The 23,858-nt window shown below is 65.9% G+C and carries 23 protein-coding genes and 2 pseudogenes; 16 read left to right on the forward strand and 9 right to left on the reverse strand.

Annotated features, from left to right (window positions below):
• Positions 1 to 254 precede the first annotated feature (254 nt).
• Positions 255 to 434 carry a hypothetical protein gene (locus tag NJE57_RS03615; RefSeq protein ID WP_319026982.1) on the forward strand — a complete coding sequence of 60 codons (180 nt, stop codon included), beginning with the start codon at positions 255 to 257 and terminating at the stop codon, positions 432 to 434.
• Positions 435 to 556: 122 nt separating this feature from the next.
• On the opposite strand, the gene NJE57_RS03620 is transcribed toward NJE57_RS03615, so the two are convergent.
• The 4 genes from NJE57_RS03620 to NJE57_RS03635 all read right to left on the reverse strand — a co-directional run bounded on the left by NJE57_RS03620 (position 557) and on the right by NJE57_RS03635 (position 3,369).
• A complete protein-coding gene (locus tag NJE57_RS03620; RefSeq protein ID WP_319026983.1) occupies positions 557 to 1,870 on the reverse strand; it encodes an ISL3 family transposase in 1,314 nt (437 codons plus the stop codon).
• A 192-nt stretch (positions 1,871 to 2,062) separates the two neighbouring features.
• Positions 2,063 to 2,506: a hypothetical protein gene (locus tag NJE57_RS03625; protein ID WP_319026984.1), complete on the reverse strand. Its 444-nt coding sequence runs from the start codon at positions 2,504 to 2,506 to the stop codon at positions 2,063 to 2,065.
• 52 nt (positions 2,507 to 2,558) lie between these two features.
• On the reverse strand, positions 2,559 to 2,681 hold the full coding sequence (locus tag NJE57_RS03630; RefSeq protein ID WP_319026985.1) for a hypothetical protein: 123 nt from the start codon (positions 2,679 to 2,681) through the stop codon (positions 2,559 to 2,561).
• 133 nt (positions 2,682 to 2,814) lie between these two features.
• Complete coding sequence (locus NJE57_RS03635; protein WP_319026986.1) at positions 2,815 to 3,369, reverse strand: NADP-dependent oxidoreductase; 555 nt, start codon at positions 3,367 to 3,369, stop codon at positions 2,815 to 2,817.
• Positions 3,370 to 3,669: 300 nt separating this feature from the next.
• Between NJE57_RS03635 and NJE57_RS03640 the strand changes: the two genes are divergently transcribed.
• The 5 genes from NJE57_RS03640 to NJE57_RS03660 all read left to right on the forward strand — a co-directional run bounded on the left by NJE57_RS03640 (position 3,670) and on the right by NJE57_RS03660 (position 10,889).
• Complete coding sequence (locus NJE57_RS03640; protein ID WP_319026987.1) at positions 3,670 to 5,280, forward strand: DEAD/DEAH box helicase family protein; 1,611 nt, start codon at positions 3,670 to 3,672, stop codon at positions 5,278 to 5,280.
• Between the two features lie 38 nt (positions 5,281 to 5,318).
• On the forward strand, positions 5,319 to 6,827 hold the full coding sequence (locus NJE57_RS03645; protein ID WP_154828146.1) for a tyrosine-type recombinase/integrase: 1,509 nt from the start codon (positions 5,319 to 5,321) through the stop codon (positions 6,825 to 6,827).
• Between the two features lie 107 nt (positions 6,828 to 6,934).
• A complete protein-coding gene (locus NJE57_RS03650; protein ID WP_154828148.1) occupies positions 6,935 to 8,572 on the forward strand; it encodes a hypothetical protein in 1,638 nt (545 codons plus the stop codon).
• The gene (locus NJE57_RS03655; RefSeq protein WP_132064157.1) at positions 8,569 to 10,533 is read left to right on the forward strand and encodes a hypothetical protein; all 1,965 of its coding nucleotides are present in this window, start codon (positions 8,569 to 8,571) and stop codon (positions 10,531 to 10,533) included. The genes NJE57_RS03650 and NJE57_RS03655 overlap by 4 nt, the downstream gene beginning before the upstream one ends.
• On the forward strand, positions 10,530 to 10,889 hold the full coding sequence (locus tag NJE57_RS03660) for a hypothetical protein (RefSeq protein ID WP_154828150.1): 360 nt from the start codon (positions 10,530 to 10,532) through the stop codon (positions 10,887 to 10,889). The genes NJE57_RS03655 and NJE57_RS03660 overlap by 4 nt, the downstream gene beginning before the upstream one ends.
• A gap of 242 nt (positions 10,890 to 11,131) precedes the next feature.
• Here NJE57_RS03660 and NJE57_RS03665 read toward each other — a convergent pair whose 3' ends face one another.
• Positions 11,132 to 11,392 (reverse strand): helix-turn-helix domain-containing protein, encoded by a 261-nt coding sequence (locus NJE57_RS03665; RefSeq protein WP_182654034.1) that lies wholly within the window; start codon positions 11,390 to 11,392, stop codon positions 11,132 to 11,134.
• 1,125 nt (positions 11,393 to 12,517) lie between these two features.
• On the opposite strand from NJE57_RS03665, the gene NJE57_RS03670 reads away from it, so the two are divergent.
• Both NJE57_RS03670 and NJE57_RS03675 read left to right on the forward strand, forming a co-directional pair.
• Positions 12,518 to 12,853: a histone-like nucleoid-structuring protein Lsr2 gene (locus tag NJE57_RS03670; RefSeq protein ID WP_182642448.1), complete on the forward strand. Its 336-nt coding sequence runs from the start codon at positions 12,518 to 12,520 to the stop codon at positions 12,851 to 12,853.
• Between the two features lie 250 nt (positions 12,854 to 13,103).
• Entirely contained in the window at positions 13,104 to 13,370 is a 267-nt protein-coding gene (locus NJE57_RS03675; protein WP_067715495.1) for a hypothetical protein, read from the forward strand.
• Between the two features lie 42 nt (positions 13,371 to 13,412).
• Here the strand turns inward: NJE57_RS03675 and NJE57_RS03680 are convergent.
• The 3 genes and pseudogenes from NJE57_RS03680 to NJE57_RS03690 form a co-directional block, all read right to left on the reverse strand.
• Positions 13,413 to 14,336: pseudogene (locus NJE57_RS03680) on the reverse strand (sensor histidine kinase); the annotation flags it as partial.
• Positions 14,329 to 14,517, reverse strand: a pseudogene (locus NJE57_RS03685) (response regulator); the annotation flags it as partial. The pseudogenes NJE57_RS03685 and NJE57_RS03680, both read right to left, overlap by 8 nt.
• 264 nt (positions 14,518 to 14,781) lie before the next feature.
• A complete protein-coding gene (locus NJE57_RS03690) occupies positions 14,782 to 15,096 on the reverse strand; it encodes a heavy-metal-associated domain-containing protein (protein WP_311200806.1) in 315 nt (104 codons plus the stop codon).
• 332 nt (positions 15,097 to 15,428) lie between these two features.
• Here NJE57_RS03690 and NJE57_RS03695 point away from each other — a divergent pair, with 332 nt between their 5' ends.
• Positions 15,429 to 15,773 carry an NADH-quinone oxidoreductase subunit A gene (locus NJE57_RS03695; RefSeq protein WP_007626392.1) on the forward strand — a complete coding sequence of 115 codons (345 nt, stop codon included), beginning with the start codon at positions 15,429 to 15,431 and terminating at the stop codon, positions 15,771 to 15,773.
• A gap of 95 nt (positions 15,774 to 15,868) precedes the next feature.
• On the opposite strand, the gene NJE57_RS03700 is transcribed toward NJE57_RS03695, so the two are convergent.
• A complete protein-coding gene (locus NJE57_RS03700; RefSeq protein WP_319026988.1) occupies positions 15,869 to 16,318 on the reverse strand; it encodes a hypothetical protein in 450 nt (149 codons plus the stop codon).
• A 21-nt stretch (positions 16,319 to 16,339) separates the two neighbouring features.
• Here NJE57_RS03700 and NJE57_RS03705 point away from each other — a divergent pair, with 21 nt between their 5' ends.
• From NJE57_RS03705 to NJE57_RS03735, 7 genes are read left to right on the forward strand one after another with little or no spacing between them, the layout of a single operon-like run.
• The gene (locus tag NJE57_RS03705) at positions 16,340 to 17,047 is read left to right on the forward strand and encodes a hypothetical protein (protein WP_223210110.1); all 708 of its coding nucleotides are present in this window, start codon (positions 16,340 to 16,342) and stop codon (positions 17,045 to 17,047) included.
• Entirely contained in the window at positions 17,040 to 17,975 is a 936-nt protein-coding gene (locus NJE57_RS03710; RefSeq protein WP_017836399.1) for a complex I subunit 1 family protein, read from the forward strand. The genes NJE57_RS03705 and NJE57_RS03710 overlap by 8 nt, the downstream gene beginning before the upstream one ends.
• Positions 17,976 to 17,978: 3 nt before the next feature.
• Positions 17,979 to 18,542 (forward strand): NADH-quinone oxidoreductase subunit J, encoded by a 564-nt coding sequence (locus NJE57_RS03715; RefSeq protein ID WP_064257203.1) that lies wholly within the window; start codon positions 17,979 to 17,981, stop codon positions 18,540 to 18,542.
• A complete protein-coding gene (locus NJE57_RS03720) occupies positions 18,539 to 18,841 on the forward strand; it encodes an NADH-quinone oxidoreductase subunit NuoK (protein WP_017836397.1) in 303 nt (100 codons plus the stop codon). The genes NJE57_RS03715 and NJE57_RS03720 overlap by 4 nt, the downstream gene beginning before the upstream one ends.
• On the forward strand, positions 18,838 to 20,784 hold the full coding sequence (locus NJE57_RS03725; RefSeq protein ID WP_007626383.1) for an NADH-quinone oxidoreductase subunit L: 1,947 nt from the start codon (positions 18,838 to 18,840) through the stop codon (positions 20,782 to 20,784). The genes NJE57_RS03720 and NJE57_RS03725 overlap by 4 nt, the downstream gene beginning before the upstream one ends.
• Positions 20,785 to 20,786: 2 nt before the next feature.
• Positions 20,787 to 22,277, forward strand: coding sequence for an NADH-quinone oxidoreductase subunit M (locus NJE57_RS03730; RefSeq protein WP_319027098.1), 1,491 nt, complete (start codon positions 20,787 to 20,789; stop codon positions 22,275 to 22,277).
• Between the two features lie 15 nt (positions 22,278 to 22,292).
• A complete protein-coding gene (locus tag NJE57_RS03735; protein ID WP_007626380.1) occupies positions 22,293 to 23,714 on the forward strand; it encodes an NADH-quinone oxidoreductase subunit N in 1,422 nt (473 codons plus the stop codon).
• Positions 23,715 to 23,858 lie beyond the last annotated feature (144 nt).

Below are 23,858 nucleotides of genomic sequence, written 5' to 3' on the forward strand. Positions count from 1 at the left end.
ATCGTGTCTGGGCCGGCACCGCGCTGGGTAGTTGCAGTACCGGGTGCCATTGTTCCACGTTGGTCATCGAGCCGGGGCCAGGCGTGCTGGGCCACATCCCTTCGGGTGCGCTGCGTGTCTGATCACGTCACGGCGGGATGCGATACGAGTCGGGACCAGACCGGCAGCGCAACCCAGAGGCAGGGCGAGACGCCCTGGCCAATCCGCCCGGCACGTGCTGCCTTTCCGGAGCGATTCGCAATACGATAGTGGCCATGGAGCGAGAGATTCAAGGTCAGAACGTCTCCAAGGAACAGCTCGACGAGTGGGTCGCCGAAGCTGAAAAGGGCTACGACATCGCCTGGCTTCAGAAGCGCATGGTTCGGCCTGCCTGGTGGTCCGACCGCGTTTTCGATGCCGTTCTTATCCCATCAACTGCTGTACTGAATGCCTAGCACCTTAGCGATCGCCAGCGGTCTGCAGAAGGAATAGGACTAGTCGAGTGCGGTTCCACTTGGGACTCGTTTGTCCTCAGCCTCTCGAGCTCCGTTCGCGTCAATAACGGGCTCTTCCGGAATCAGAGTGCATTGATCCGATCCTGGAGCTGACCGGAGTGGATCAGTGACCGCAAGATGTAGTGCTTGAGGTTGCGGAAGCCCAGTGCGATCCCGCGGAGGTGCTCGAGCCTGCCGTTGATGGCCTCGACGGGGCCGTTGGAGGCGCCGACGTCGAAGTAGGCGAGGATCTCGCGGTGCCGCTTCCACAGCGACCGGCCCAGTTGCGCGAGCTCGGGGAGTTCGGTGGGCACCCCGGTGCGGATCGATTTCAGGAGCTTGTACATCGCGATCTTGCCCTCCCGCTTGCCGGAGGCTTCGTAGGCGGTGATGAGTCGCTGGTAGACGCCGTAGGTGACCTCCACTGCGGCGTGCGCATCGTGGGCGGTGAGCGCTTTGAACAGGCGGACCTTCTGCTTGTCGGTGAGCAGCTCAGCGCGTGTACGCAGGGTGCGGCGGATGCCGTACAGCGGATCGCCACTGCGACCGCGGTGCCCGGTGGTGGCCTGCTGGATGCGTTGGCGGCACACGGTGAGCTTGTCGGCGGCCAGGTGCACGACGTGGAACGGATCCATCACCGTCCGGGCAGCGGGAACGGCTTTGGCGGCGGCCGAGTGGTAGCCGGCGAACCCGTCCATCGTGACAACCTTGACCCGGTCTCGAAACAACTGGTCACGGGCGTCGAGCCACTCGGTCAGGACCTTCGCCGAACGGCCCGGGACCATGTCTAGCAGCCGGGATGGCCCGGTGCCGTCCACGACCGGGGTGAGGTCGACGAGCACGGTGACGAACGAAGAGGAACCGTCGCCGCGGACGTGCTTCCACTTGTGCTCATCGACCCCGAGCACGCGGACGCCATCGAAGTGTCCCGGCTGTTCGTAGACCATCGCGCGAACCTCCGAGACCGCCAGGTCATTGACCAGATCCCACCCCAGCCCGAGGGCCTTGGCCACCGCGGACACGCTGGTGCGGTCGATCGCCAGACGCTGCAGAATCCAGCGGCTGCAACGGCGGGTGGTCTTGGCCCGCGGCTCGGCCAACGCCGGCATCCGCTGTTGGAAGACCCTCGTGGCGCACTCGGTGTTGTCGCAGGTGAAGCGCGGTACCCGCACATCCAGCCTCGTGGGGTGACCCACGATCGGTAGATCCGTCACCTTCCGCTCCACATGATCCCGTAGGCGCCCAGCAGTTCCGCACTCGGCGCAGACCGGGTCCAGTGTGACCGGGGCGCAAAACAGGTGCGTGAACTCGTCGGCCACGGCGGCGTCGGTGATCGTCACCCCGAGCTCGACGGTGCGGCAGATGGTGTCGGCAAGCAGGCTAGCGGTAGCGTTCAAAGCGGGTCCTGGGGTGTTCGATGCGGCGTGTGAGAACCTGCATCTTCACACGCCCCAGGACCCCTACATCTTGTGCCTCACCGCATCACCGGCGAACCCCAACCACGCACTCCAGATCCGGAAGAGCCCAATAACGTCCTGCGGCCCTGCCGCCGAATTATCGCCGTCGGCAGCTTCCTTGGACCTCTTCTCTCACCTCCAATGGAAGACCTCATGCGCAAGAGAGGAGACCGCCGCAACGAGCAGAATGACGAATCCAGCTAGGTAGACCCATGAAAGAACCGCCACGACCGCGCCGGCATTGTCGTACTGCAACTCGCTGACCGTCGCGGACAGCATTGTCACCAAGACTGCGCCCACTGCCGCCCAGACGAGAAGCCACAAAGAGTAGTCGGGAGTGTCGAGCTTCTCGAACTGTTTCGCTATCGCTCGCTTGACGATCTGCTCCTCATCCGGCGAATGTGATACCTCATCCAGCACCTTCTGTAACTCACGAATTTTCGTCTCAGGTGGCTTTCGGCTGGCAGAAACTACTGCAACTGCAATCGCGGTAATCGCACTGATTACGGCGGCAAGGATTGTGACCATGCGCACTACGTTATCGATCTTGTGCGACAGTTCAGTCCGCTGGGTCATCCGACTCAACTATTCAGTTCACCAAGCCTGCCTGATAGGCCTTGGTAGTGACCTAGTCGGGGATCAGCACGTCCGGATCGGCCAGCTCCACTCCGACCAGAGCGATCATCTGGCTCTGCATCAGGTTCGGTGGATGCTCACCCGCGACGATCGCGGTGTCGATGCCGTCAGGCACATCGTCGACACAGTAGGCCCAACCGTCTGCAGCGCAGCGCGGACCTCGGCGAACCCAGACCGCTCACTGCCGTTGCGCACAGCCGTCAGCAGCAGACCATTACCGGCGGCCGACCTCGTCGTCGAAGGGCTTCTCAGCCCAGCGTCACCACGCACTTGCCCGTCGTCCGCCCGGAGAGCATGTCCACGATCGCCTGCGGCGCGGACTCCAGGCCCTCGTACCGCGCGAGGTCCAGGTTCAGGTCGCCCGACCGCCACAGCTCCGCGAGGTGCTTCCTGGCCTCGGGCAGCCGATCCGCGAAGGTGCCCGCAAGGAAGCCGCGCAGGTTGATGTCCTTGGTCGTGGCGTTGAAGAGGCTGTCCGGAGCGGCCGGCGGCTGGCCGTCGTAGCCGGCGATCGCGCCGCAGAGGGCGACCCGACCGAGCCGGCGCAGGTGAGTGAGCGCGGCCTTCAAGTGATCGCCACCCACGCTGCCGAAGTACACGTCGATGCCCTCGGGCGCGAACTCACTGAGTGGCCTGTCCAGGCCGTCGCGCCAGTTGAACGCCGCGTCGAGCCCGAGCACGTCCTTCAGGTAGGTGACCTTCTCGTCGCTGCCGGCACTGCCGATCACCCGGCAGCCGTGCGCCTTAGCGAGCTGCGCCGCGACACTGCCCACCGCACCGGCGGCCGCGAGGATCCACACCACGTCTCCGACGACAATGCAGGCAAGCGCGACCCCGGCTTCAGGGCCTGACTACGAACCATCCCGCAGCCAGAATTCTGGCCGCGGCGGGCCCGTGTCGTCGTCATCGCCTTACCTTCGCCCCCAATGCGCGGCCTCACCCCGGCACCCACGCGCACCCCGCGACCCGGCGGGGTGCGCGCCAGCCAAGGGCGGCGGTGACGTACCCGACCTCTACAGTGAGCCCGACCCCGCCAGGACCACCCAGGAGAACGCTGTGGACTCACCCGCCCTCGTCACTCCCCGAAATCGGGCAGCACTCTGATGGCGACCCGGTCCACACGCGCGGCCAGCACCAAGCGCAAGTCGAGCTCCAGGCGGGCGACGTCGGCCAAGAAGCCCAGCGCGGCGCCGGCGGTTCCGTCGATCCCTCCCGGCCAGCGGGTGTGGCTGCTGGAGCTCCCGTGGGGAGGACTGGGCGGCGGGACGCCGGCTGGGGTGACCTACTACAAGGCGCTCACCGCGCACGCCTACGTCGGTACCGCCCTGCCGAGCCCACTGGCGCCCTACGCCAGCAAGCCCTACTCCTATCTGCGGTGGCTGGAGGACGAGCTCAACGGCAGCGAGGGCCCGGGCGCGACCGCTGCACCGATGACGCTGCGCCCGGAGCAACGCGCGGACGTCGACGCGATCGTCGCTGCCGCCCAGCGCCAGTTCCGGCAGGTCCACCTGGCGAACGATGTGGGCACCGGCAAGACCCTGGTGGCGGTGGCCGCGGCGAAGGCCATTGCGCAGTTGCGCGGCGCACGCACCATCCTGGTGACAGTGGACCGGCCGGCGCGCATCACCATCCCGTCGTGGCGACGCACCATCGCCGCACTGTGTGACGAGGACCTGTGTGACGACGACCTGCGCTGGATCATCATGTCCTCAGACAGCCTGCGCAAGCTCATGTCCCGGAACGGGCGCCCTCGCCTCAAGGTCGACGTGGCGGTGATCGACGAGGCCCACCAGTTCCGGCACGCCAGCAAGCGCACGAGCTACATGCGACGACTGACCCGCATGGACGGCCCTCACGAGAAGGCCCCGTTCGTGCTGACGATCACCGCCACCCCGGGCCACCACCCGGGCGAATGGGGATATCTCTCGTCGCTGTACGCGCAGGTACACGACGACCCGCCTGCCCGGTGGGCGGACTTCGGGCGGGCCCTGGCCGAGCGGGGTGTGCCACTGAAGACCTCGTACGGCAAGTGGACCTGGACCGCGGAGGCCAAGGAGTCGTTGCCCATGCAGCAGGCCGCCATCAGCGACGTGCGCGACATCCTGCTGCGGCACGATCCGCCACTGATGCTCACCCGGTCGGCGCCGTGGGGGCCGCCTCCGTTCGACGTGGACCTGGTGGAGCTGACCCCGGACCAGTGGCGGGCCTACGAGCTGGAGTGGGGCGACTTCCAGCGGGAGATGCAGTTGGCCAGGACGGGCAACAACGTCGCTCGAGGGCTGGCGGCCTTGGTGCGGCTGCGACAGAAGGCGTCGCTGATCCGAGTCGAGCACACGGTCGCGGCGGCGAAGGCCGAACTCGAGCGGGGTTACCAGGTGCTGATCGCCACCGAGATGGTGTCCACGGCCGCGCACCCGGTGGCCGAGCTGCTCGAGGCCGACGGGATCCCGGTCGCACGGATCTACGGCTCGAACCCGCAGGCCGAATCCGAGCGGATGCGGTTCCAGCGAGGCGAGGCGCCGGTGGTGGTGTTCAACACGCCCACCGCGATCAACCTGCAGGCGCGCGAGCAGTTCGCCGACGGCACGTTCGCGACCGACACCCCGCGCAGAGGCTTCTTCCACCAGGCCCGCTACTCGGGGCTCCTGGCCGAACAGACGATGGGCCGCGCGCACCGGAATCATCAGGTGTGCGCCTGGTCCCTCCTTATATAGTAACCGGCGACTGTTGGGTGCGCTCTACGCTGGCTGACATGACCGTCTCGCAACCCATGAACCTCGCGCAGGTGAAGACCGTTCGTCTGAGCGTGCTGTCGGACATGGTTGACCGGCCTGCGTGGCTGGAATCCACAATGAGCCAGGCGGCTGGGATTCTTCGCCGGAAGGCTCCCCTCTATATTCCGGTGACTGCCAACGGGAATATTCATCCTGCGGTTGCCGAGTGGGCGCGGAGGTATCACTCCGTCAATACAGCTTCCGCTTATGCGTCAGATGTGGCGCTCTTTTTCAGATGGCTTGGTCCGGGGAATGACTGGCTTGCGGTGCGCCGCGCTGAGATTAACGATTTCATGGACCGGCGTCGCTTTGGTGCCTCGGGCGATGATGATCTGCGAGATATTCCGGCGGAGCCGGTATCTGCATCAACGCTAGCTCGCAACCTGGTCGCCATTCGCTCGCTTTACGACGTGGCTGTGGGTCTGGGAATTATCTCCGGCAATCCAGTGCCGTCGGGACGGATCAATGCCACCAAAGGACAGTTGTCAGCGGACGTCAACTGGCTGACCCGCCGGGCGTACGACCGCTGGCGGTCCGAGGGCCTGCTGGGGATTGGATCAGCTCGCGGCGAATCGTTGATGATGCGTGAGAGGAACACCGCGTACGCGGACTTGCTTTACCACACTGGCCTGCGACGAACTGAAGGTGCTGGGCTGCTGACGTTTGAGATTCCCAGCGCTGATTTCAGCACGCGACTGGTCTCTGGGCGGGTGCCAGCTTCGCTGTCGAAAGGGAGCCCGTCGCGGGGCCGGATGATGTACTTGGACCGCGCGACGCACCAGTCGATCACGTCATATGTCACCGGGGCGCGTGAGGTCGAGGTGGCGTTCGGCCTTCGGTCTGGCATCTACGAGCAGGACGCGGACCCGCTGATCCTGAAAGAGATTTCCCGCCGCGGAGGGATTCCGACCAAGGTCCTGGTGAGCCGACCCGCAAGGGCTGGTGAAGAGCGTTGGTGGCGGCTGGACGACCTCACGCTCGCCCAGCGCACACGCATGTACGCACTGGATGAGGAGGGGCGTCGGCGTCCTCTCATGGTGTGGCTCGGGACGGGCGGGAAGCCTGTCGGCGTCTCCAACTGGAACACCGTCTTCAAGTCTGCTTCCGCCCGAACGGCGGGTTCTCGCGGCGCGTGGGGGGCCGGTCTCGCGGTCCTCGATGACACAACGATTCGGGTTCATCCACATATGCTTCGCCACTCGTTCGCGCTGTATGTGTTTGCGCTCGCCGCACACATGGAAATGTGCCAGCGTGGTGCACTAACGCCCGGCGCGTTCGACTCGATGGTGCGCAGCCAAAACATCTGGCTGCGAGTCCAGACACTGCTGGGGCACCGGAGTGTCGAGACCACTCGGAATTACTATTTGGCACCCGTTCTGGCCCTGGAGTGGGAGTGGTTCATGCGGGCCGCTGAGGGTGCTCCGCTGTCCCTCGACCACACGCTCTCGCAGGTCGCTGCCCTAGACGACCGGGTGGCAGACGCATGAGATGCGAAGCAGTCAATGACGGCCTCCGGGTGACCCCGTCACGCGGACGGCCCTACGAGCTCGATTTCACATCTGTTGACGTCGGACCAAACCTGCGAAAAGCACTCATGGAACGATTCATCGACATGGCTGGGCCTTCGGGGTCATGGGGCACGAAAGCGACGACGGGTAGAGCTCTGACGGCAGTCCGGGCGTTCTTCTCCGACCTCGGCGTCGTCAATGCCAGTGACCTGACTGGGGTGATGTACCGCGAACGGTTGATGTTGTGGACCAATTACACTCGCTACAGACGGCACCGCATTCTTCGAGTCATCCTGCCCACACTTCCCGGCATCAGCGCGGAGTGCGCACACGTCATTGAATCGACGACTGCGCCGCGACCGGAACCGCAGGCCTCTGACGACGCGTTGACCGATGAGGAAATCGAGTTGCTACGACTCACCTGTGTCAACAACGTGCGTGATGCCCTCACCCGTGTGAAGCATGGCTGGGACGTCGTCGACGCCTATCAGCGTGGCGAGTATGACGACCGCCATCCCGACTACGAGTACGCCCAGTTCCTCGACGAGGTGGCCCGCACCGGCGATGTAGCAGACCGCAGCCCCGGGAGCCCGAGTAAGCGGCGCGTGCCACCGAGCGTGTACCGCAGGCTTTACCCGAACTCGAGAACCAATAACCGAACGCTCTTTCCGCTGTGGGAGAACCTCTACCCGACTCCCGCCGAAGTCGCTGCCGCGCTCCTCGCATTGATCATCACCTGCGGCTGGAACCTCGGCACCGCCCTCACTCTCGGCGTGAGCGACGTCAACCGAGTGGACGCCCGTGACGGCAGTGAACCGCTCCATCTTCGCGTCAGGCTCACCAAACCGCGACGGGGCGTCGTCAGCGAGTGGACTGAGACCTACACCGACAACGGCCCTCGATCCAAAGCCCGCCTGATTCAGATGATTCTCGAACTCACCGACGGGGCGCGGCGCACGCTACAAGAGGTGGGCTACCCCACTGACGCGGTGCTCGTGTCCCGCTCGGGCCAAGTAAATGCGATCGGTAGGAACGCGCGACCAGTCCCGCTCACCGTGCTGGTAGACGCGAATACCCACACGATAGCGAGATACCTCAGGGCCTGGCGCGGTGAACACCCCGAACTGGACTTTGCAACTCCTATCAGGTTGCGATCCTACTTCGCCACACAAGTTCATCCGCAAGGTCATAGCCTCAACACCAACATCGACTACAACCTCAACGATCCGACGGTGAAGAAGGCCGTGCAGCCAGTCATCGCCACTGTTCTTCAAGACCATTTCCACGCCGTGCAGGCGCGAGTCGTGAACGGTGCGCCGACGGTCGACGACCTCCCTACGGATTTCCGCGGCGTGCTTGAGGACGTGAACTCAGGTGCGCGCGACACAGTGGCCTCGGCCTGCGTTGACCACGAGCATGCTCCCGACACTCATGAGCCGTGCCGCGCGTCCTTCCTGACTTGTTTCGCGTGTACGAACGCGGTGGTCCTTAAGCGACACCTCCCTCGAGTCGTCGCCCTCCACGACCACCTGGAGGGATTGCGCGCTGTCACGCCAGCACACCTCTGGGACTCGCGATTCGCGGCTCATCATGCCCGCATCGCCTCGCTGCTAGTCCCCAATCGGCACTTCTCGAACAGCGACCTCCTCGCTGCCCGCGCTGATGTCACCGATACTGACCGGGACCAGGTCAATCGACTGATGAATAGGACTTGGGACACATGACCAACCCCGCCGTCAACACTGCTGCGACTCGGACGGTCGGGCTCACGCCGGTCGTCCCGCTGCTGACCAGTCCACTCTTCGCCAACCGTCACCACCGGACTCCCGAAGCAGCACCGGAGCCAGTCTTCGGCGACGACGTGTGGCCGCTCCACTACCTCTCGCTCTCCGAGAACCAGATCACATTGAACATCAACTTCGCTGCCATTCGGCCCCGTCATCGCGAAGCGGCGAAGGTTTACCTCTACAACGTCCTCAATACGGAAACTCAGCGTCGAACCACGTCTATGAAGTCTCGGTTCCCATCCGCCGGGACCGCCCTCCATATGTTCCACGCCATGAAGTTGTTGCTGGACTGGATCGACGCACACGGACTCAGTAGCATCGCAGACCTCACCACCGACGACTGGACCCAGTACGGCGAGCACGTGGGTGCACGCGAGGATTGCGCCTATTCATACAAGGTTGCGCAACTAGTCCACCTAGGGCGACTGTGGGCCCACAATGTCGACCTGCCCTCGCCTTACGCGTTCACCGCACCCTCATGGTTCTCGGCGAAATATAGCCGGTGGCTCGGTCCTGCCCCAGTCGAGTACGAGAACAAAACCGAACCGTTCCACCCTGAGGCGATCAGTGCGCTCATCGTTGCCGCCCACACCGTCATCAGCGGCTATCTCGACGGCACACTCACCGTCGGGCGTCGCGGCATTAAGAAGACCGCTGAAACATGGTTCACGGCGCAAGGGATCACGCTCCCACCGGGCCGTCTCTCCGCCGAGAACGCCCGACAATGGAAGGACGCCACCAACTGGCTCCAGTCCTACGACGCAGGCAGCGTGCGGTCGGCAGCGTTCGTGCTCATCTCCTACTTCACCGGCATGCGCCCCCAAGAGGTCCTGCACCTTCAACGCGGCTGCCTCCGCTACAACCCAGTCACCAGCAATGCCAGCGCCGCAGCTGAGTACACAATCGTCGGCCGCGAGTTCAAGGGCCTCCGCGACGAGTACGGTGATCAACTCAGTCAAGGTGCTCAACGCGACCAGCCGTGGGTGACCATCGAGCCCGCCGCCCGCGCGATTGAGGCGCTCGAACAGCTCGCGAGACCAGACACCCCATATTTGTTCGCCTGGAACCGCCGCCCACGAGAAGGCCAACAGCGGCAAGGCGAAGTAGCCACCACGTCCTCCATAGGTATTAGTCTCGGCAGCTTCATCACGCTCTGGAACGCCCACGCTACCCAGAACGGAGACCCGGTCGTTCCAATCTCCGGGCCGACCAGCATCCTCTCCGAGAACCAATCCGGTGACGCCGCTCGCCTGCTTATCGGAACCACCCGCTTCCGACGCACGCTCGCCTACCACATCGCCAACCAGCCCGGCGGTGAGATTGCGCTCGGCATCCAGTACGGGCACGTCAAAAGCGTCGTCTCCCTCGGCTACGCGGGGCGCGAGGAGTCCGGCTTCCCCGATGTAGTGGAGTTAGACGCCCTCCTCGGCTCCTGGGACGACCTCACGCTACTCGCCGAAGAACTCGAAGGCGGATCTGCCATTAGCGGCCCGGCCGCGAATCGCGTCCGTGATGGCGTCACCGCCTTTGCTGCCGAGTTCGCCGGCGAGGTCAAAACCGAAGCAGCACTCGAGCGTTTCAAACGATCCGGACTCACTCTCATTCACGACAACGGGCACGCCCACAACGTCTGCTCGTACGTTGCCGCCACCGCCCTCTGCCACCCCACCCGAACTACCAACCGCGACTCGGGGACACCAGACCTCACCAACTGCCAACGCGGCTGCCCCAACATCGCCCTGCTCGACCGCCACTTCCAAGAGAAGACGCGGCAACGCGACCAACTACTCGCTGAAATCGACTACTTACCCGCCCCGCTGGCAGCGCGCAACCAGCAAATCGCGGACGAACTTACCAAGGAAATCACCCGACACGAACAAGGAGAGAACAATTCATGACCCGACGCGGTGATGATGCAGAAGAACGCGACAAACTCATTGCCGCGCTCATTCGGACCCTGAAAGGTGAATCCGAAAGTAGTTCGGGACGGCTATCAGTCAAAGCGATAGCCCAGGAAGCTGGTCTCGCACGAACGGCGCTTACCCACAAACACCTCGACCTAAAAGAACTCATCGAAATTTATCAATCTGCAAATAGAGACCGAACCCGAAATGACAATACGGAAAAGGTGGAGTCTCTCACGGCCGAAGTTCAAGAACTCAAAGCCCTCAACGAGGTGCTGGCCGCGCAAGCGACGCTCGCGGCCCTCACCTACCGTCCCTCGCCAAGTCTCACATCGGTGCCGCCACCCTGAGCACCACGCAGGCTGGTCAACCAATTATTTACCAGCGCGTGTCGAACAATCAGCCCAAGGATTTCGCCCTGCAACCTGCCGGAGGCCGCGACGGAGTGAACAGCCTAGCCGTCAGTGGTACTGACTGTTCTAGCTGAAAGTTGTTGGTGGGTGCAGACCACGATCGTCAATCTCTACAGCCATGCCAAATCTCGCCACTGGGTCGGCCTATCAAACGAGTCGCGGCTGGCCCATTAGTATTCTCAGCCGAGTTCTGGGTCGGCGCTTATGAGCTTCTGCGCTTCAAGCACGATTTCTTCTGGCGTTGAATTTATCGCACGGGCTAGAGGCCATAGACGATCCAGCGGGGTTCCGCCGACTCCCTTTTCAATCCGTCGAAGCTCTCTCTCGCTCATGTTCGCCTGTTCGGCAACTTCGACCTGAGAGAGCGCGGCCGCCTTCCGCAACCGGGCTACGACCGTTCCGATGGCTCGGCGCACGACTTCCCTCTCCCGCAGCTCCATGGGCGAAAACTTGTGATCCGAGATAGGCACAGGCCCATTATCGCCGTCGATCGACCGTGTCGAGCGACCGGCACGACCCTTTCTGGCACCCGAGGGCCCCTCAGCGATACTATAGGACACTAGTGTCCGGTTTCGCTACGATCGTCTCGAGGTCCTTGGTGCACTCGCCACTCCCGCTACCCGCGCTCCGGCCGCCGAAGCGGCGCCCGGTCCACCAGATGTTGAGCTTGATCGAGGCGCACTCGAAGGGCGAGCAATGGACAGTTCAATTCCGTAGCCCGATATTTGGTGTTTACAGTGTGTTCGGCCCAATTCACCGCTCTGCCGTGACAAATGAGCTGAGAGTGGGACTGGCTTTTATCACGACCGGGGGCAAGTCCCCTAATAGCCGCGTGCTAAATATCTGGGCTGAACGGGCGGACTTAATTGATGTTGCGAGCACAAACTGCTCGCCGGCCACCGTCAGACATGGGGCAGTGGTCCGCGCTGAGGTCTCATCATTCGGAGATCGCCTCACCTTGGTGGGACATGCAGTCGCACAACGGCGCACCGAACTGATCGGAGTCGGCCACCACACGATACGAACGCCGTCTGGTGCGGCGCCGAACCTCATCTCAGTGTCTGAGGTTGCAATCCCCTCTAAACGACCTCCACCCCTGCCGTATGCGTGGTCGGATCTCGACTACGATGCCTCGCGTCAATAACGTGCTGGCTATGTACGCGACACTGCACCGAGCCCGGCAGGAATCATGACCCAGCGACAAACACACGCCGGAACCCCGCTTGTCGAAATAACTCTACCGGGACGAGGGCCACTTGCTGCCGCTGCGGCATTGGGAAGAGATGCTGGGAACCATAACCGGCATGTGGTGAGTTTCCGGTTGCCGGCACGCTCTAAGTGGTCTGATGACAACGCTGCTGCCGACCGTCCGCAAAAAACCGTTCAGCAGCACTAAGCCGACCGAGGACGTGCGGAACAACCCCAGATATCGCCAAGCTGTGAGATAGCCCACTGGCCATACTGGGGAAGCTGTTTTTATTGCCACTCCTAGCTTGCTGAAAAATTGACCAAGATCGTCAAGTGTGGATACTTAGTCCCGCACCTTGACAATCTTTGGGAGAACAATGGCAGTCGTATATTCCGCAGTCTTCATCGACGACTTCGACGGTAAGGAACTAGACCGAGACGAGGCCGTGTCGATTAAGTTCAGCTACCGCGGCAAGGACTACAGCATCGATCTGAGCGCCGAAAACGCCGCTCTGTTCGATGATGCGATCGAACCGTTCCGGTCAGCGGCGACCAGAGTGAAGGGCGACAAGAAGAAGCAGATCGCCCGCACCTCGGGCGGGCGCACCGACACCAAAGCGATCCGCGAGTGGGCGAACGCCAATGGGCACACGGTCTCTGACCGTGGACGTATCCCCGCCGACATCGTCGAGGCGTACGACGCCGCTCACTGAACTAGCCGAAGAAAAAGGAAGGGCCCTGCCTCAAGTCGAGGCAGGACCCTTTGTTTCCACTCGCAGGCTCCAGTCCAGCTCGTCCCAGCCACAGAATCGCGCTGACACATTGACGAGGTCGAGCCAGCGGGCGCCCTCTCCGACTGGCGGCGGGACGACACCGGTAACCAGACGTTATGTAAAGTAGTACTTGTCGAGAGCGTCCACTACTACTTGACGACATACTCAGCGCAGGCGAATACTCGGGACTATGGAGACCTCTCGCCTGGTCGAGCTCATTGATGCTCACAAGCACACCTACGGCGTCAGTGAGGCCGAGCTGGCCCGCCGAATCGGGATCACCCGCCAGAATCTGTACTTGTGGCGCACCCGCGGTCTGCGCGGCCTGCCGGCCCGAGCGACTCTCGATGGCATGGCTACCGAACTGCATCTTCCGTATGTCCGGGTTCTCGAGGCGGCCTTGCGCGATGTCGGCTACCTCGACGCCACCGACGGATTCTCAGGCGTACTGGCATGACCGCCCCTGACCCCCTCGGCCCGGCGGCCACCTGAGTCGTCTTTAGTCCGGCTTTGGAATTTCGACAGTAAAGCTCGCACCTTGGCCGGGCCCGTCGCTGTGCGCTCGAATGTGCCCTCCGTGGGCTTCGACGAGTGCGCGAGTGATGGTCAGGCCGATACCGCTGCCGCCGCTGTGGCGGCCGCGTGAGGTGTCGGCTCGGTAGAAGCGGTCAAAGAGGTGGTCGAGGTGGTGTGGGGCGATTCCTTCGCCGGAGTCCGACACGGTGATCTCGACGTGGCGGCGCCCTACCTGCCCGCTGATGACTGTGACGGTGCCGCCGGCGGGGGTGTGGCGAAGTGCGTTGTCCAGGAGATTGCCCAGCACTTGTCCGATGCGGTCGGTGTCCACCGTCACCGGTGCGTCGTCGACGTGGGTGTGTAGCTGGACTCCCTTGTTCTCGTATCGTTCTCGGACGGCGTCGACCGCACGGGTGACCAGCGTCCGAGTAGTGGTCGGACTGGGGCGAAGGCGGGTGAGGTGTTCTTCCGCGCGGGAGACGTCGACGATGTCCGCGGCGAGTCTCTCCAGCCGCCGAGTAGCCGACCACAGAATGGTTCGGACGTCGTCGTCGAAGGTGTGGATGCCGTCGTCGATGGCTTCGAGGTAGGAGTCGAGTGTGGCAAGGGGTGTGCGCATTTCGTGTCCGAGGTCGGCCAGCATTCTGCGTCTGGTGGTCTCGGTGGCGTCGAGCCGTCGGGCGAGTTCGTTGACACTGTCGGCGAGATCGTCGAACTCGCGGCCCAGGCCTGGGCTAACGACCCGCGTGTCGTAGCGTCCACTGGCGATCTCGGCAGTCGAGGAGGTCACGGCGGTGACGGAGTGTTGAACTCTCCGGGTGAGATACCAACTCACCAGCAGCGCCAGTAACACTGCGATGGTCACCGCCAACCCCCACGCCACGATGATGGACGCCGTGAATGCTTCGACAGACCTCCACCCCGTCCAGCCCGGGCAGGCCAAGGTCAAGGACGATGACGTCTGGGTCGATTTGCCGGGCCAGTGTCACCGCCTGAAGACCATCGCCGCAGATCGTCACCTCGAAGCCCTCGCGTTCGAGGTAGGTGGCCACGACATCGGCCAAAGACTGCTCGTCCTCGACAACCATCGCCCGCAAGCCCGTGGCCGGACGTGGCGTCGGTGCGGCGACTTCTGTCGTTCCGAGCGCACGGGCAGAAGAGTTCATGTCCCCCATCATCCTCGGCGCCACCATATGGGCCACACGCGCGCGGGCCACATGCCGACCCGGACATCTCTCAATGACTTGCGGCTGGAAGTCGAGCGCCGGGTGAGCGAGGGTGCCCACCCGGCCAATGCTGTGTTCGCTCGAGAACGTGGTTCATCGCGTCATCGGGCCGAAATGGGCCAACCGTCAGCTGCAGCAGCAGCCACCCGTTCCACTCGCCATGGGCAAGGAGACACCGACCGTCTGATCTGCGGAGACTATCGCGTATCCGGCGTCGGCCACGGCTTGGGATACGGCCTGGGTAGTCGCGGTTCCGGTCGTTGTCATACTTCCTGCCTGCAAGTTGACTTCGACGCCGATCACGCCGGGCAATGCACCAACAGCGGCTTTCACGGATGAAACGCAATGCCCGCAGGTCATCCCCTGAACTTGGTATGTGGTGGCCGTCATCGTCTTAATCCTTTCGCCGAACGCCGTGGGGCGATCCCACACCAGAATCATATACCCCCGGTGGGTACATGATTCGAGTCGTCAGGTTTCTTCACGAGATCTTGACCTTGGCACCGAGGGAGCGAGGTGGGCGCCCCAGGACACGTTGCCCGAGGCTGGTCGATCGGGCTCGGAGAACCGCGGTTTTCGGACTGGCCCCTGAAAGCACCCTCTGCCGGTGCCCTACAGCGCCCATCATTTCCTGCTGCTCTGCGGAGCCGGCCCCGGTCACGGCTGACCGCCGAGCTGGAACGAGATTATCGATCGCGGTAATCCGTTAAGGTGACTCCCACCGCTCAGCGACCGGCCTCGATGTTCGACCGCGAGAAAGGGGAGAGACCGTCATGTCCTCAGGGATCGTGTCCGTGGCTCTGGTGGCGCTGTCTGTCGTTGCTCTCTTCTATGCACTCCACCGCGTGGCCAGCATTACCTCCGACCCGTTGACAGTCCTGCCGGCCCAATCCGGGTGGGCACCGCAGGAGCACGCCCTGTCGCGGTTCCACGCACGCTGGTACCTCGCCTCGATCGTGTTTCTGGCCTTCGACGTCGAGATGCTCTTTATGTACCCGTGGGCCGTGGTGGTGATCGAGAAGGGGCTCTCTGCGGTGGTGGAGATGTTCCTGTTCCTTGGTGCCCTGCTAGTCGCCGTGGCCTGGGCACGGCGAGAAGGCGCATTCCGATGGGCTTGAGCCCGTTTCTCGCCCGCCTCGCCGTCCAGGCCACCCGGGTGCTCGTCGTCGAGGCCCCGGGCCAGTGGGCGACTCGGATGGAGCTTGAGCAACAGCTACTCCGTCGCGGGTGGCGGATAGCCAGTAGTCCGGCTCAGGGGGACGTGCTCGTCGTGTGTGGTGCGCCGGGCCCTGAGCTGTCGGATCTGGCGAACCGCCTCTGGGAGCAGATGCCCGGCCCTCGGGTGCGCATCGGCATCGCCTCGCCCGGAGCGGTGGTTCCCGCCCTCGACAATGCCACTGCGCTCCTGCTCGACACTTCCCATCACCGGACCGACGCCCGCGAACGGGCGCAGGAGCCCTCGATGTCCGATCACGCGAACAATGCTGATGGCGAAGGGCACGAAGGGCACGTGGGTCACGAAGGACACGAGGAACTCCAGGGCCACGGTGGACACTCGGACCACGAAGAGCACGCGGATCGCCAGGCGCACGAGGGCCACGAAGACCATGGCGGGCATGGTGGCCACGAGGGCCACGCAGACCACGGCGGGCACGAGGGCCATGAAGGCCACGGGGATATGGACATGGCTCCCGCCGGGATTCCCTTGGCCGAAGGCGGGGAGGACCGCGACGGCCTGGAGATGGATGTTCTCCATCTGCCGCTCGGTCCGGTATTGCCGTTCTGGCCGGCCGGGCTCGTGCTGCACTGCTCGCTACAGGGGGACGTTGTCGTCGACGCCACCGCCTCGGTGATCGACGCGACGGAGCACAGGGCCGGAGCACCCGGTCGGCCCACGGACCACGCGTCTGCCACGGTGACCCAATGTGATCAGGTCATGGCACTGCTGGCACTGGCCGGTGCCGAAGACCTGGCGGACTGCGCCCGCCGTGCCCGGGACGGGATTCTGACGGGCGATCCCGGTGCCGCCCGTGACGCCGTCGAGCGTCTGCACCGGAAGGTTCGCAGGTCGCGGCTGCTGCGCTGGTCATTGCGGGGCGTGCTGCCGCTCGGCCCGGCCGATCTGGAGCGCCACGGCTTGCCGGGGCACTGCCTCGGGGATGCCCACGACCGGTTGCTGGCCCAACTGGAACGGATCCGCGTCGAGGTCGGCGGCGCAACGCCGGACCGGGCGGATGGCGGCTCAGCGCAGGAATCTGCGGACAAACTAACTGTGCCGTGGGCGGTGGTGCCGGACCTGGTGACCGGTTTGGAGCTGGGCACTGTGCGCTTGGCGGTGGCGAGCCTTGATCTGGGCTCGCATCCTGCCGTCCGGGAGGTGGGGCATGTCTGAGACCGTGGTGACGACCGTGTCCGGTGGGTGGGCCGTGCTGGCCGGGGTGATCCTGTGTGGGCTGGCGTTGTTCGCGGTGGCGCTGGACGGGGTGCTCTCGTCGCCGGCGCGGGGCGGCGGTCGTGGCGGGCCCACTCCCCTGGCCCGTGCGGCCCGTCTGTTGCGGCAGCGTCGCCGCACGACGGTCGCCGCGGACACCCTGCTGTGGCGGATCGGCGGCGCGGGCATGCTGGTCGGGGCGTTCCTGATGATCGCCGTGATCCCGCTGGGCCGCTGGACACTGGCGGACCTCGACGTGGGAGTCGTGTGGTTCAACGCCGTCGACGTCATGGTGTGGGCCCTGGTCTGGCTGGCGGGGTGGGGCGCCAACTCCATCCACGGTCTGGTGGGCGGTTACCGCTTCCTCGCGCACGGGCTGGCCTATGAGCTGCCGCTGATGTTCGCATTGGTGGCCCCGGCGATCGCCGCCGGCAGTCTGGCGGTGGGCGACGTCGCGGCCGCGCAGGACGGCGTGTGGTTTGTGGTGTGGATGCCGGTGGCGTTCCTGGTCTTCCTGATCGGCGTGACCGGCTTCTCTGTATGGGGTCCATTCGCCCCGGCCCTGTCCGCGGACATCGTCGGCGGGGTGACGGCCGAACTCTCGGGGGTCGATCGGCTGGTCCTGCAGGCCGGGCGCTACCTGTTCCTCACCGCCGGGGCGGCGTTCTCGGTGCCGCTCTTCCTCGGCGGTGGTGCCGGGCCCGTCCTGCCCGACTGGGCGTGGGTGCTGGTCAAGACAGCGCTGGTGCTGACGGTTCTGGTGTGGGCGCGGCGCAAACTTCCGCTGCTGCGACCGGATCGGTTCATGGAGATCGGCTGGACTGTCTTGCTCCCGGCCGTCGTGGCCCAGGATCTGCTTGTGTCCCTCGTCGTGGTCTGGAAGGGCTGAGCCGTGCTGGTCGGGATCGTGTTCTGGGTACTCGCTGTGGTGGCGGTGACCGCGGGGACGGCCGTGTTCGTGGTGGACTCGATGGCCCGGGCCACCTACGCGCTGGCGGCATCGTTCATCGCCGTGGGGGTGATGATTTTGCTGCTGGGTCAGAGCTACCTGGGCATCATCACGATTCTGATGATGGTCATGGAGATGGCGGTGATGGCGGTCTACATGGTGATGTTCATGGGCATGAACCCGGCGCTGATGCCGATGGACATGACCCACGGTAAGAAGACCGCGATCGGCACCTCGGTCGGGGTCTTTGTGCTGCTGGCCGCCGGGGCGCTGCTGATCCCGTGGCCCGAGCGACGTGGCGCCCCACCCGAGGACCTCACCAACGCGCTGGGCCTGGAGATCATGGGCGAAAAGATGTTGGTGATGGCCGTGGTGGGCGCGGTCATGGTGGCCACCATCGTGGCCGGGATCGTCCTGGCCGCCGGGCGCACCCGCTACGACCGGCTCGGCGACGATCTGCGGCGCCGCCCGGCCGACGACCCCCAGCCGGGAGGTGTGGGTCGATGACCCTGGAGGCCGTTCTGGTGGTGGCCGCCGCCCTGTTCGCCGTCGGGCTCTACGGGGCCCTGTCCCAGCAGGTGGTGGTGATGGTGATGATGGGCCTGGAGTTGATGATCAACGGGGTGCTCCTGGCCGCCGCGGGGTTCTGGTGGTTCCTGGCCCCGGGCCCCTCCGGGCAGGTGCTGCTGCTGGTGGTGCTGGCGGCCATGACCGTGGAGATGGCCATGGGCTTTGCCGTGGCGACGCTGTTGCACCGCAAGCGGCAGACCGACATGACCGACATGGCCGAGGATCTCTCCGGATGACCGCCGACCAGACCTTGCTGCTGACCCTGGTGGTGCTCCCGGCTGCCGTGGGTGCGGTGCTCGCGCTGACCCGGGCGGAGCGGGTTGCGGCCCCGATCGCGGTATCGACCGCTGCCGTGACCGCGCTGCTGGCGGCTGTCGTCGCCGTTGCGCGGCCTGCGGTGGCGTTCCCGTTCATCGCCGGCGTCGACGTGGCATTGGAGGTCGACGCCCTGGCGGCGCTGACCCTGCCGATGGTCGCAGTGGTGACCCTTTTGGTGCTGGTTTTTGCGGCCGGCAACATCCGGGCGGCCCGGCCCCGCTTCCACGGGCTGATGCTGCTCTTCGCCGCCGCGGCCCTGATCACGGCCTCGGCCGCCAGCCTGCCAGCGCTGCTGTTTGCCTGGGAGTTGATGGGCGCGACCTCGTACGCGTTGATCGGGTTCTGGTGGCGGGACACCGACCGCGTCTCGGCCGGGCTCACGGCCTTCCTCACCACCCGTACCGCCGACCTGGGTCTCTACCTGGCCGCCGGCGCTGCCTTGGCCGGCGGCGCCGGTATGGGCCTGTCCGAGTTGCCGGCGGCGGAGAGCCCGTGGCGGCACGTGGTGGCGGCCGGGATCCTGGTGGCGGCACTGGGCAAGGCCGCGCAGCTGCCGTTCTCGTTCTGGCTCTCCGGCGCGATGAAGGGCCCCAGTCCGGTCAGCGCACTGCTGCACTCGGCGGCGATGGTGGCAATGGGCGGTTACCTGCTGCTGCGCGTGGAGCCGCTGCTCGCCTCCACCGGGTGGGCGGGCCCGGCCGCCGCGTGGATCGGGCTACTGACCGCGGTGGCGATGGGGATCGTGGCGTTGGCCCAACGGGATCTCAAACAGTTGCTGGCGGCGTCCACTGTGGCGCAGATGGGATTTGTGGTGCTGGCCGCCGGAGTGGGCGCGGTGAGCGGAGGTGCCGCCCAACTGGTGGCTCATGCCTCCACCAAGGCACTGCTGTTCCTCGCTGCCGGGGCGTGGCTCACCGCGTTGGGCACCGAGAAGCTCACGGAACTGCGCGGGGCGGGCCGCCGATGGCCGGTGGTGGGCGTGACCGCGACCGTGGGAGCCCTGGCCCTGGCCGGGATCGCGCCGCTGTCCCTGTGGGCGACCAAAGACGCGGTGCTGGCTGGAGCCCTGGAGACCTCGGCCTGGCTCTACGCCACAGGACTGGTGGCGGCGGCCCTGTCGGCGGCCTACTCCGGCAAGGTCCTATGGACGATCTGGCACCGCGGGGCCCAGGCCCGGGTCGAGGAGCCCACCGCCGGGCGGGAGGTCGGCGCAACGCAAGAGCTCGGCACCGGGCAGGTGGGGGCGCTCGAGCAGGCCCCGCTGGTCGTGCTGGCCGCGGGGGCGGCCGCGGTGTCGGTGTTGGCGCTGCCCCCGCTCAGCGGCGCCCTCGCCCAGGCGATGGGCGGGCACGGCGAGGTGACGGCGCTCGAGCTCGTGGTCTCGGCCGCCATCGCCCTGGCCGTGGTGCTGCTGATGCGACGTCTACGCGCCCCGGAACTCGGGTGGGCCGAGCGGTGGCTGGGGCTGGAGGCTGCTGCGCACGTTGTCGTCGTCGTTCCCGTCATGCGGTTGGCGCACCTCCTGGCCCGGTTCGACGACGCGGTCCTGGACCGCGCCGTGACCTCCGTGGCCGGGGCCGTCCCGATGCTGGCACGGTCCGTGGCGCGGTTCGACGACGAGGTCCTCGACGCCGGAGTCGGAGCAGCCGCACGGGCCGCCCATACGGCCGGGCAGGGCGCGGCCCGCCTCGATGACGCCGTGGTCGACGGCGCCGTCGAGGGCCTGGCCGGTTGGGTTCGCCGACTCGGGCACCTGGCCCGCACCCCGCAGACCGGGGCCGTCCACCAGTACCTCCTGCAGGCCGTCGCGGTGCTCACCGTGGCCGTGGTGGCCTGGACCGTCTACGCAGTGATGGGATGAGCATGCTCAGTCTGATCGTCTTTCTCCCCTTGGCCGCCGCCGCCGTCCTGGCCGCGGTGCCGGCGATCGGGCCGGCGGCCGCGCGATGGGCGTGGATCGCGGTGAGCGTGCTGGAAGTGCTGCTGGTTGCCGTGGTGTGGGCCGGCTACAAGGACCCGGGACCGAACGGGCTGGCGTTCGAGGAGCAGGTGCCGTGGATCCCGGGGGTGGGCAGCAGTTACCACGTGGGCATCGACGGGCTGTCCCTGCCGCTGGTGGCGATGACGGTCGTGGTGTTCTTGGCGTGCGCTGTGTACTGCCTGCGGGATTCGGACCGGCCGCGCGTGCAGGCGGCGCTATTTTTGTTCCTGCAGAGCATGAGCCTCGGCGTGTTCGTTTCGGCCGACCTGATCCTGTTCTTCGTCTTTTTTGACCTGTCGATCGTGGGAATGTACTTCATCATCGCCGGGTGGGGCCACGGCAATGCGGCCCGGTCGGCGCTGAAGTTCTTCCTCTACACGTTCCTGGGGTCGCTGGCCCTGCTGCTGGGTTTCATCGGGCTGTATGTGTTCTCGGCGCCCCACACCTTTGACATCCCCGAGCTGGTCGCCGCACCCCCGCTGGCCGGTGAGCCGCTCGCCGGGGGGCTGGTGCTGGCGGCGATCCTGGTGGGCTTGGCCGTCAAGACCCCCACCGTGCCGTTCCACACCTGGCTTCCCCCGGCCCACACCGACGCCCCGGCCGCCGGCTCGGCCGTCCTGGCGGGGGTGTTGCTGAAGATGGGCGCGTACGGCTTCGTGCGGATCGCCATGCCGATGCTGCCCGAGGTCTGGCGGGCGTGGGCCTGGGTGATCGTGGCCGTGGGAATCGTCTCCGTGCTCTACGGCGCACTGGTGGCGCTTGCCCAGACCGACCTCAAGCGGATGATCGCCTACACCTCCGTCAACCACATGGGCTACATCGTCCTGGCCCTGGGTGCGGCCGGGCTGCTGGTGGAGGGTGCCGAGCAGGCCCGGTCCATGGCGGTCACCGGCGCGATGGTGCAAATGGTCAGCCACGGACTGATCACCGCCGCCCTGTTCTTGCTGGCCGGGGTCATGCAGAGCCGGGCCGGGACCTACGACCTGGGTTCCTATGGCGGGCTGGCCGACCCCGCCCCGCGGTACGCGGCGCTGTTCGCGATCGGCGCCTTTGCCTCCCTGGGCCTGCCCGGGTTCTCCGGGTTCATAGCCGAGTTCCAGATCTTCGCCGGCAGCGTGGCCGTGGCCCCGGTGACCGCAGTGGCGCTAGTGGGCATCGTGATCACCGCCGCCCTGTTCCTGCGGGCCCTGCAGCGGGTCTTCACCGGGCCCGCCGCCGGGCGCTCCCCCGGGTTCGCGGACCTGCGGGCGCACGAGCTGTGGTCGGCCGGCCCTCTGCTGGCGCTGTCCGTGCTGATCGGAGTGCTGCCGCTGGTGCTGCTCGGGGTGATCGAGCCGAGCTCGGCCGCCCTCGTGGAACTGGTGGGACGGTAACCCGTGGACGCCTCCATGCAGATGAGCCCCGGGCTGCTGCTGCCCGAGATCATCGTCTTTACCGGCGGATTGGCGGTGCTACTGGGCGGATCGTTCCTCCCCCGGCAGCGCCAGTGGATCGCCCGCGCCGCGGCCGCCCTGGCGCTACTGGGCGCCGCGACCGCCGCCGCGGTGGCTATGGCCGGGCCTGCGCAAAGCGCCTTTGCGGGTACCTTTGCCGTGGACACCGCCACCGGCGCCGCACGGGTGATAGCCACCCTGGCCACCCTGCTGATCCTGGGGGTGGCCTCCGGGGAGCTCAAGGACTCCCCGCGCGAATCCGACACCTACGCCCTGCTGCTCTTCGCCACCGCCGGGGTGATGGTCCTGGCCGGGATCACCGACCTGTTGGTGCTGATCGTGGGATTCCTGCTGGCCAGCATCCCGCTGTACGGGATCATCGGACTCACCGGCGGCCGCTTGGGCGCCGAGGCGGCGGTCAAGACCTACCTCATGGGGGCGCTGTCCGGGATCCTGCTGATGCTGGGCGTCACCGTGCTCTATGCCCTGGCCGGAGGCACCGACTACGCCCTGCTCCGGGAGGCGTTGCCCACCGCACCGGACGCCGCCGTGGGGACAGGCATCCTGGGGGTGCTGGCCGGGCTGCTGTTCAAGGCCGGCGGGGTGCCGATGCACTTCTGGGTGCCCGACGCCGCCCAGGGCTCCGGGGTCACCGCCGCCACGTTCCTGACCACCGTGCCCAAGGTGGGCGCGCTGGTGGCCGTGTACCGGTTGGTGGCCACGGTCTCCGCCGAAGAGCACTCCTGGTTGCTCGTCGCCGCCCTACTGGCCACCGCCTCGATGTTCCTGGGCAACCTGGCCGCCTACTGGCAGACCGATCCCCGCCGGCTACTGGGCTGGTCGACCGTGGCGCAGGTGGGGTTCCTGCTGGTGCCCGTGGCCGCAGCCGGGCGCAGCGACCTGGCCCTGCCCTCGCTGTTGTTCTACCTGGCCGCCTACGCCGTGACCAACGTCGCCGCCTTTGCCGTGACCGCTGCCCTGCCCGAGCACCGGACGCTCGCCGAATACCGCGGGCTGGCCCGCTCCCGCCCAAGGTTGGGACTGACCGTGCTGGTGGCGCTGCTGGGGCTGGTGGGCACCCCGCCCCTGGCGATCTTCGTGGGCAAACTGACCACCGCCACCGCCGCCTGGGACGGCGGTCACGGGTGGCTGGCTCTGGTGGTGGTGGTCAACAGCGTGATCAGCCTCTTCTACTACCTGCGCTGGTTCGCCCCCGTCTTCGCCCGACCCGACTCCCAAGCCGCCGAGTTCCCCGGACGCGGCGGGATGGCCGCCTGGCCGGCCGTCACGGCCGCGGTCGCCGCGACCGCGAGCCTGGCGCTGGGCGTCCTGGCCGGTGTCCTGTGGGCTGCCCTCGACGGCCCCGGGATCCTGTAGGGCTGGGAGCGGCAGCCTTCCCCAGCCGGAAGGGGCGTCGAGTAGGTGCGGGAGGGAGCCGGGGGCCGTACAGGAGAGCCCGCTTATAGGAGAGAACCCCCTAGATCGTCGGTTGTCGCCGTAGGACCTAAGTCGCACACCCAG

Source organism: Dietzia sp. PP-33 (assembly GCF_033790845.1).
Lineage (GTDB): Bacteria > Actinomycetota > Actinomycetes > Mycobacteriales > Mycobacteriaceae > Dietzia.

Excerpts from the sequence above, each read along its gene's own strand:
- NJE57_RS03655 (WP_132064157.1), top strand. The coding sequence starts at position 8,569 with ATGACCAACCCCGCCGTCAACACTGCTGCGACTCGGACGGTCGGGCTC.
- NJE57_RS03705 (WP_223210110.1), top strand. The coding sequence starts at position 16,340 with ATGGCTCCCGCCGGGATTCCCTTGGCCGAAGGCGGGGAGGACCGCGAC.
- NJE57_RS03650 (WP_154828148.1), top strand. The coding sequence starts at position 6,935 with ATGGAACGATTCATCGACATGGCTGGGCCTTCGGGGTCATGGGGCACG.
- NJE57_RS03690 (WP_311200806.1), bottom strand. The coding sequence starts at position 15,096 with ATGATTCTGGTGTGGGATCGCCCCACGGCGTTCGGCGAAAGGATTAAG.
- NJE57_RS03645 (WP_154828146.1), top strand. The coding sequence starts at position 5,319 with ATGACCGTCTCGCAACCCATGAACCTCGCGCAGGTGAAGACCGTTCGT.
- NJE57_RS03665 (WP_182654034.1), bottom strand. The coding sequence starts at position 11,392 with ATGGAGCTGCGGGAGAGGGAAGTCGTGCGCCGAGCCATCGGAACGGTC.
- NJE57_RS03675 (WP_067715495.1), top strand. The coding sequence starts at position 13,104 with ATGGAGACCTCTCGCCTGGTCGAGCTCATTGATGCTCACAAGCACACC.
- NJE57_RS03670 (WP_182642448.1), top strand. The coding sequence starts at position 12,518 with ATGGCAGTCGTATATTCCGCAGTCTTCATCGACGACTTCGACGGTAAG.
- NJE57_RS03700 (WP_319026988.1), bottom strand. The coding sequence starts at position 16,318 with ATGGCCCTCGTGCCCGCCGTGGTCTGCGTGGCCCTCGTGGCCACCATG.
- NJE57_RS03615 (WP_319026982.1), top strand. The coding sequence starts at position 255 with ATGGAGCGAGAGATTCAAGGTCAGAACGTCTCCAAGGAACAGCTCGAC.
- NJE57_RS03725 (WP_007626383.1), top strand. The coding sequence starts at position 18,838 with ATGACCGCCGACCAGACCTTGCTGCTGACCCTGGTGGTGCTCCCGGCT.
- NJE57_RS03730 (WP_319027098.1), top strand. The coding sequence starts at position 20,787 with ATGCTCAGTCTGATCGTCTTTCTCCCCTTGGCCGCCGCCGCCGTCCTG.
- NJE57_RS03720 (WP_017836397.1), top strand. The coding sequence starts at position 18,539 with ATGACCCTGGAGGCCGTTCTGGTGGTGGCCGCCGCCCTGTTCGCCGTC.
- NJE57_RS03695 (WP_007626392.1), top strand. The coding sequence starts at position 15,429 with ATGTCCTCAGGGATCGTGTCCGTGGCTCTGGTGGCGCTGTCTGTCGTT.
- NJE57_RS03625 (WP_319026984.1), bottom strand. The coding sequence starts at position 2,506 with ATGACCCAGCGGACTGAACTGTCGCACAAGATCGATAACGTAGTGCGC.
- NJE57_RS03735 (WP_007626380.1), top strand. The coding sequence starts at position 22,293 with ATGCAGATGAGCCCCGGGCTGCTGCTGCCCGAGATCATCGTCTTTACC.
- NJE57_RS03710 (WP_017836399.1), top strand. The coding sequence starts at position 17,040 with ATGTCTGAGACCGTGGTGACGACCGTGTCCGGTGGGTGGGCCGTGCTG.
- NJE57_RS03660 (WP_154828150.1), top strand. The coding sequence starts at position 10,530 with ATGACCCGACGCGGTGATGATGCAGAAGAACGCGACAAACTCATTGCC.
- NJE57_RS03640 (WP_319026987.1), top strand. The coding sequence starts at position 3,670 with ATGGCGACCCGGTCCACACGCGCGGCCAGCACCAAGCGCAAGTCGAGC.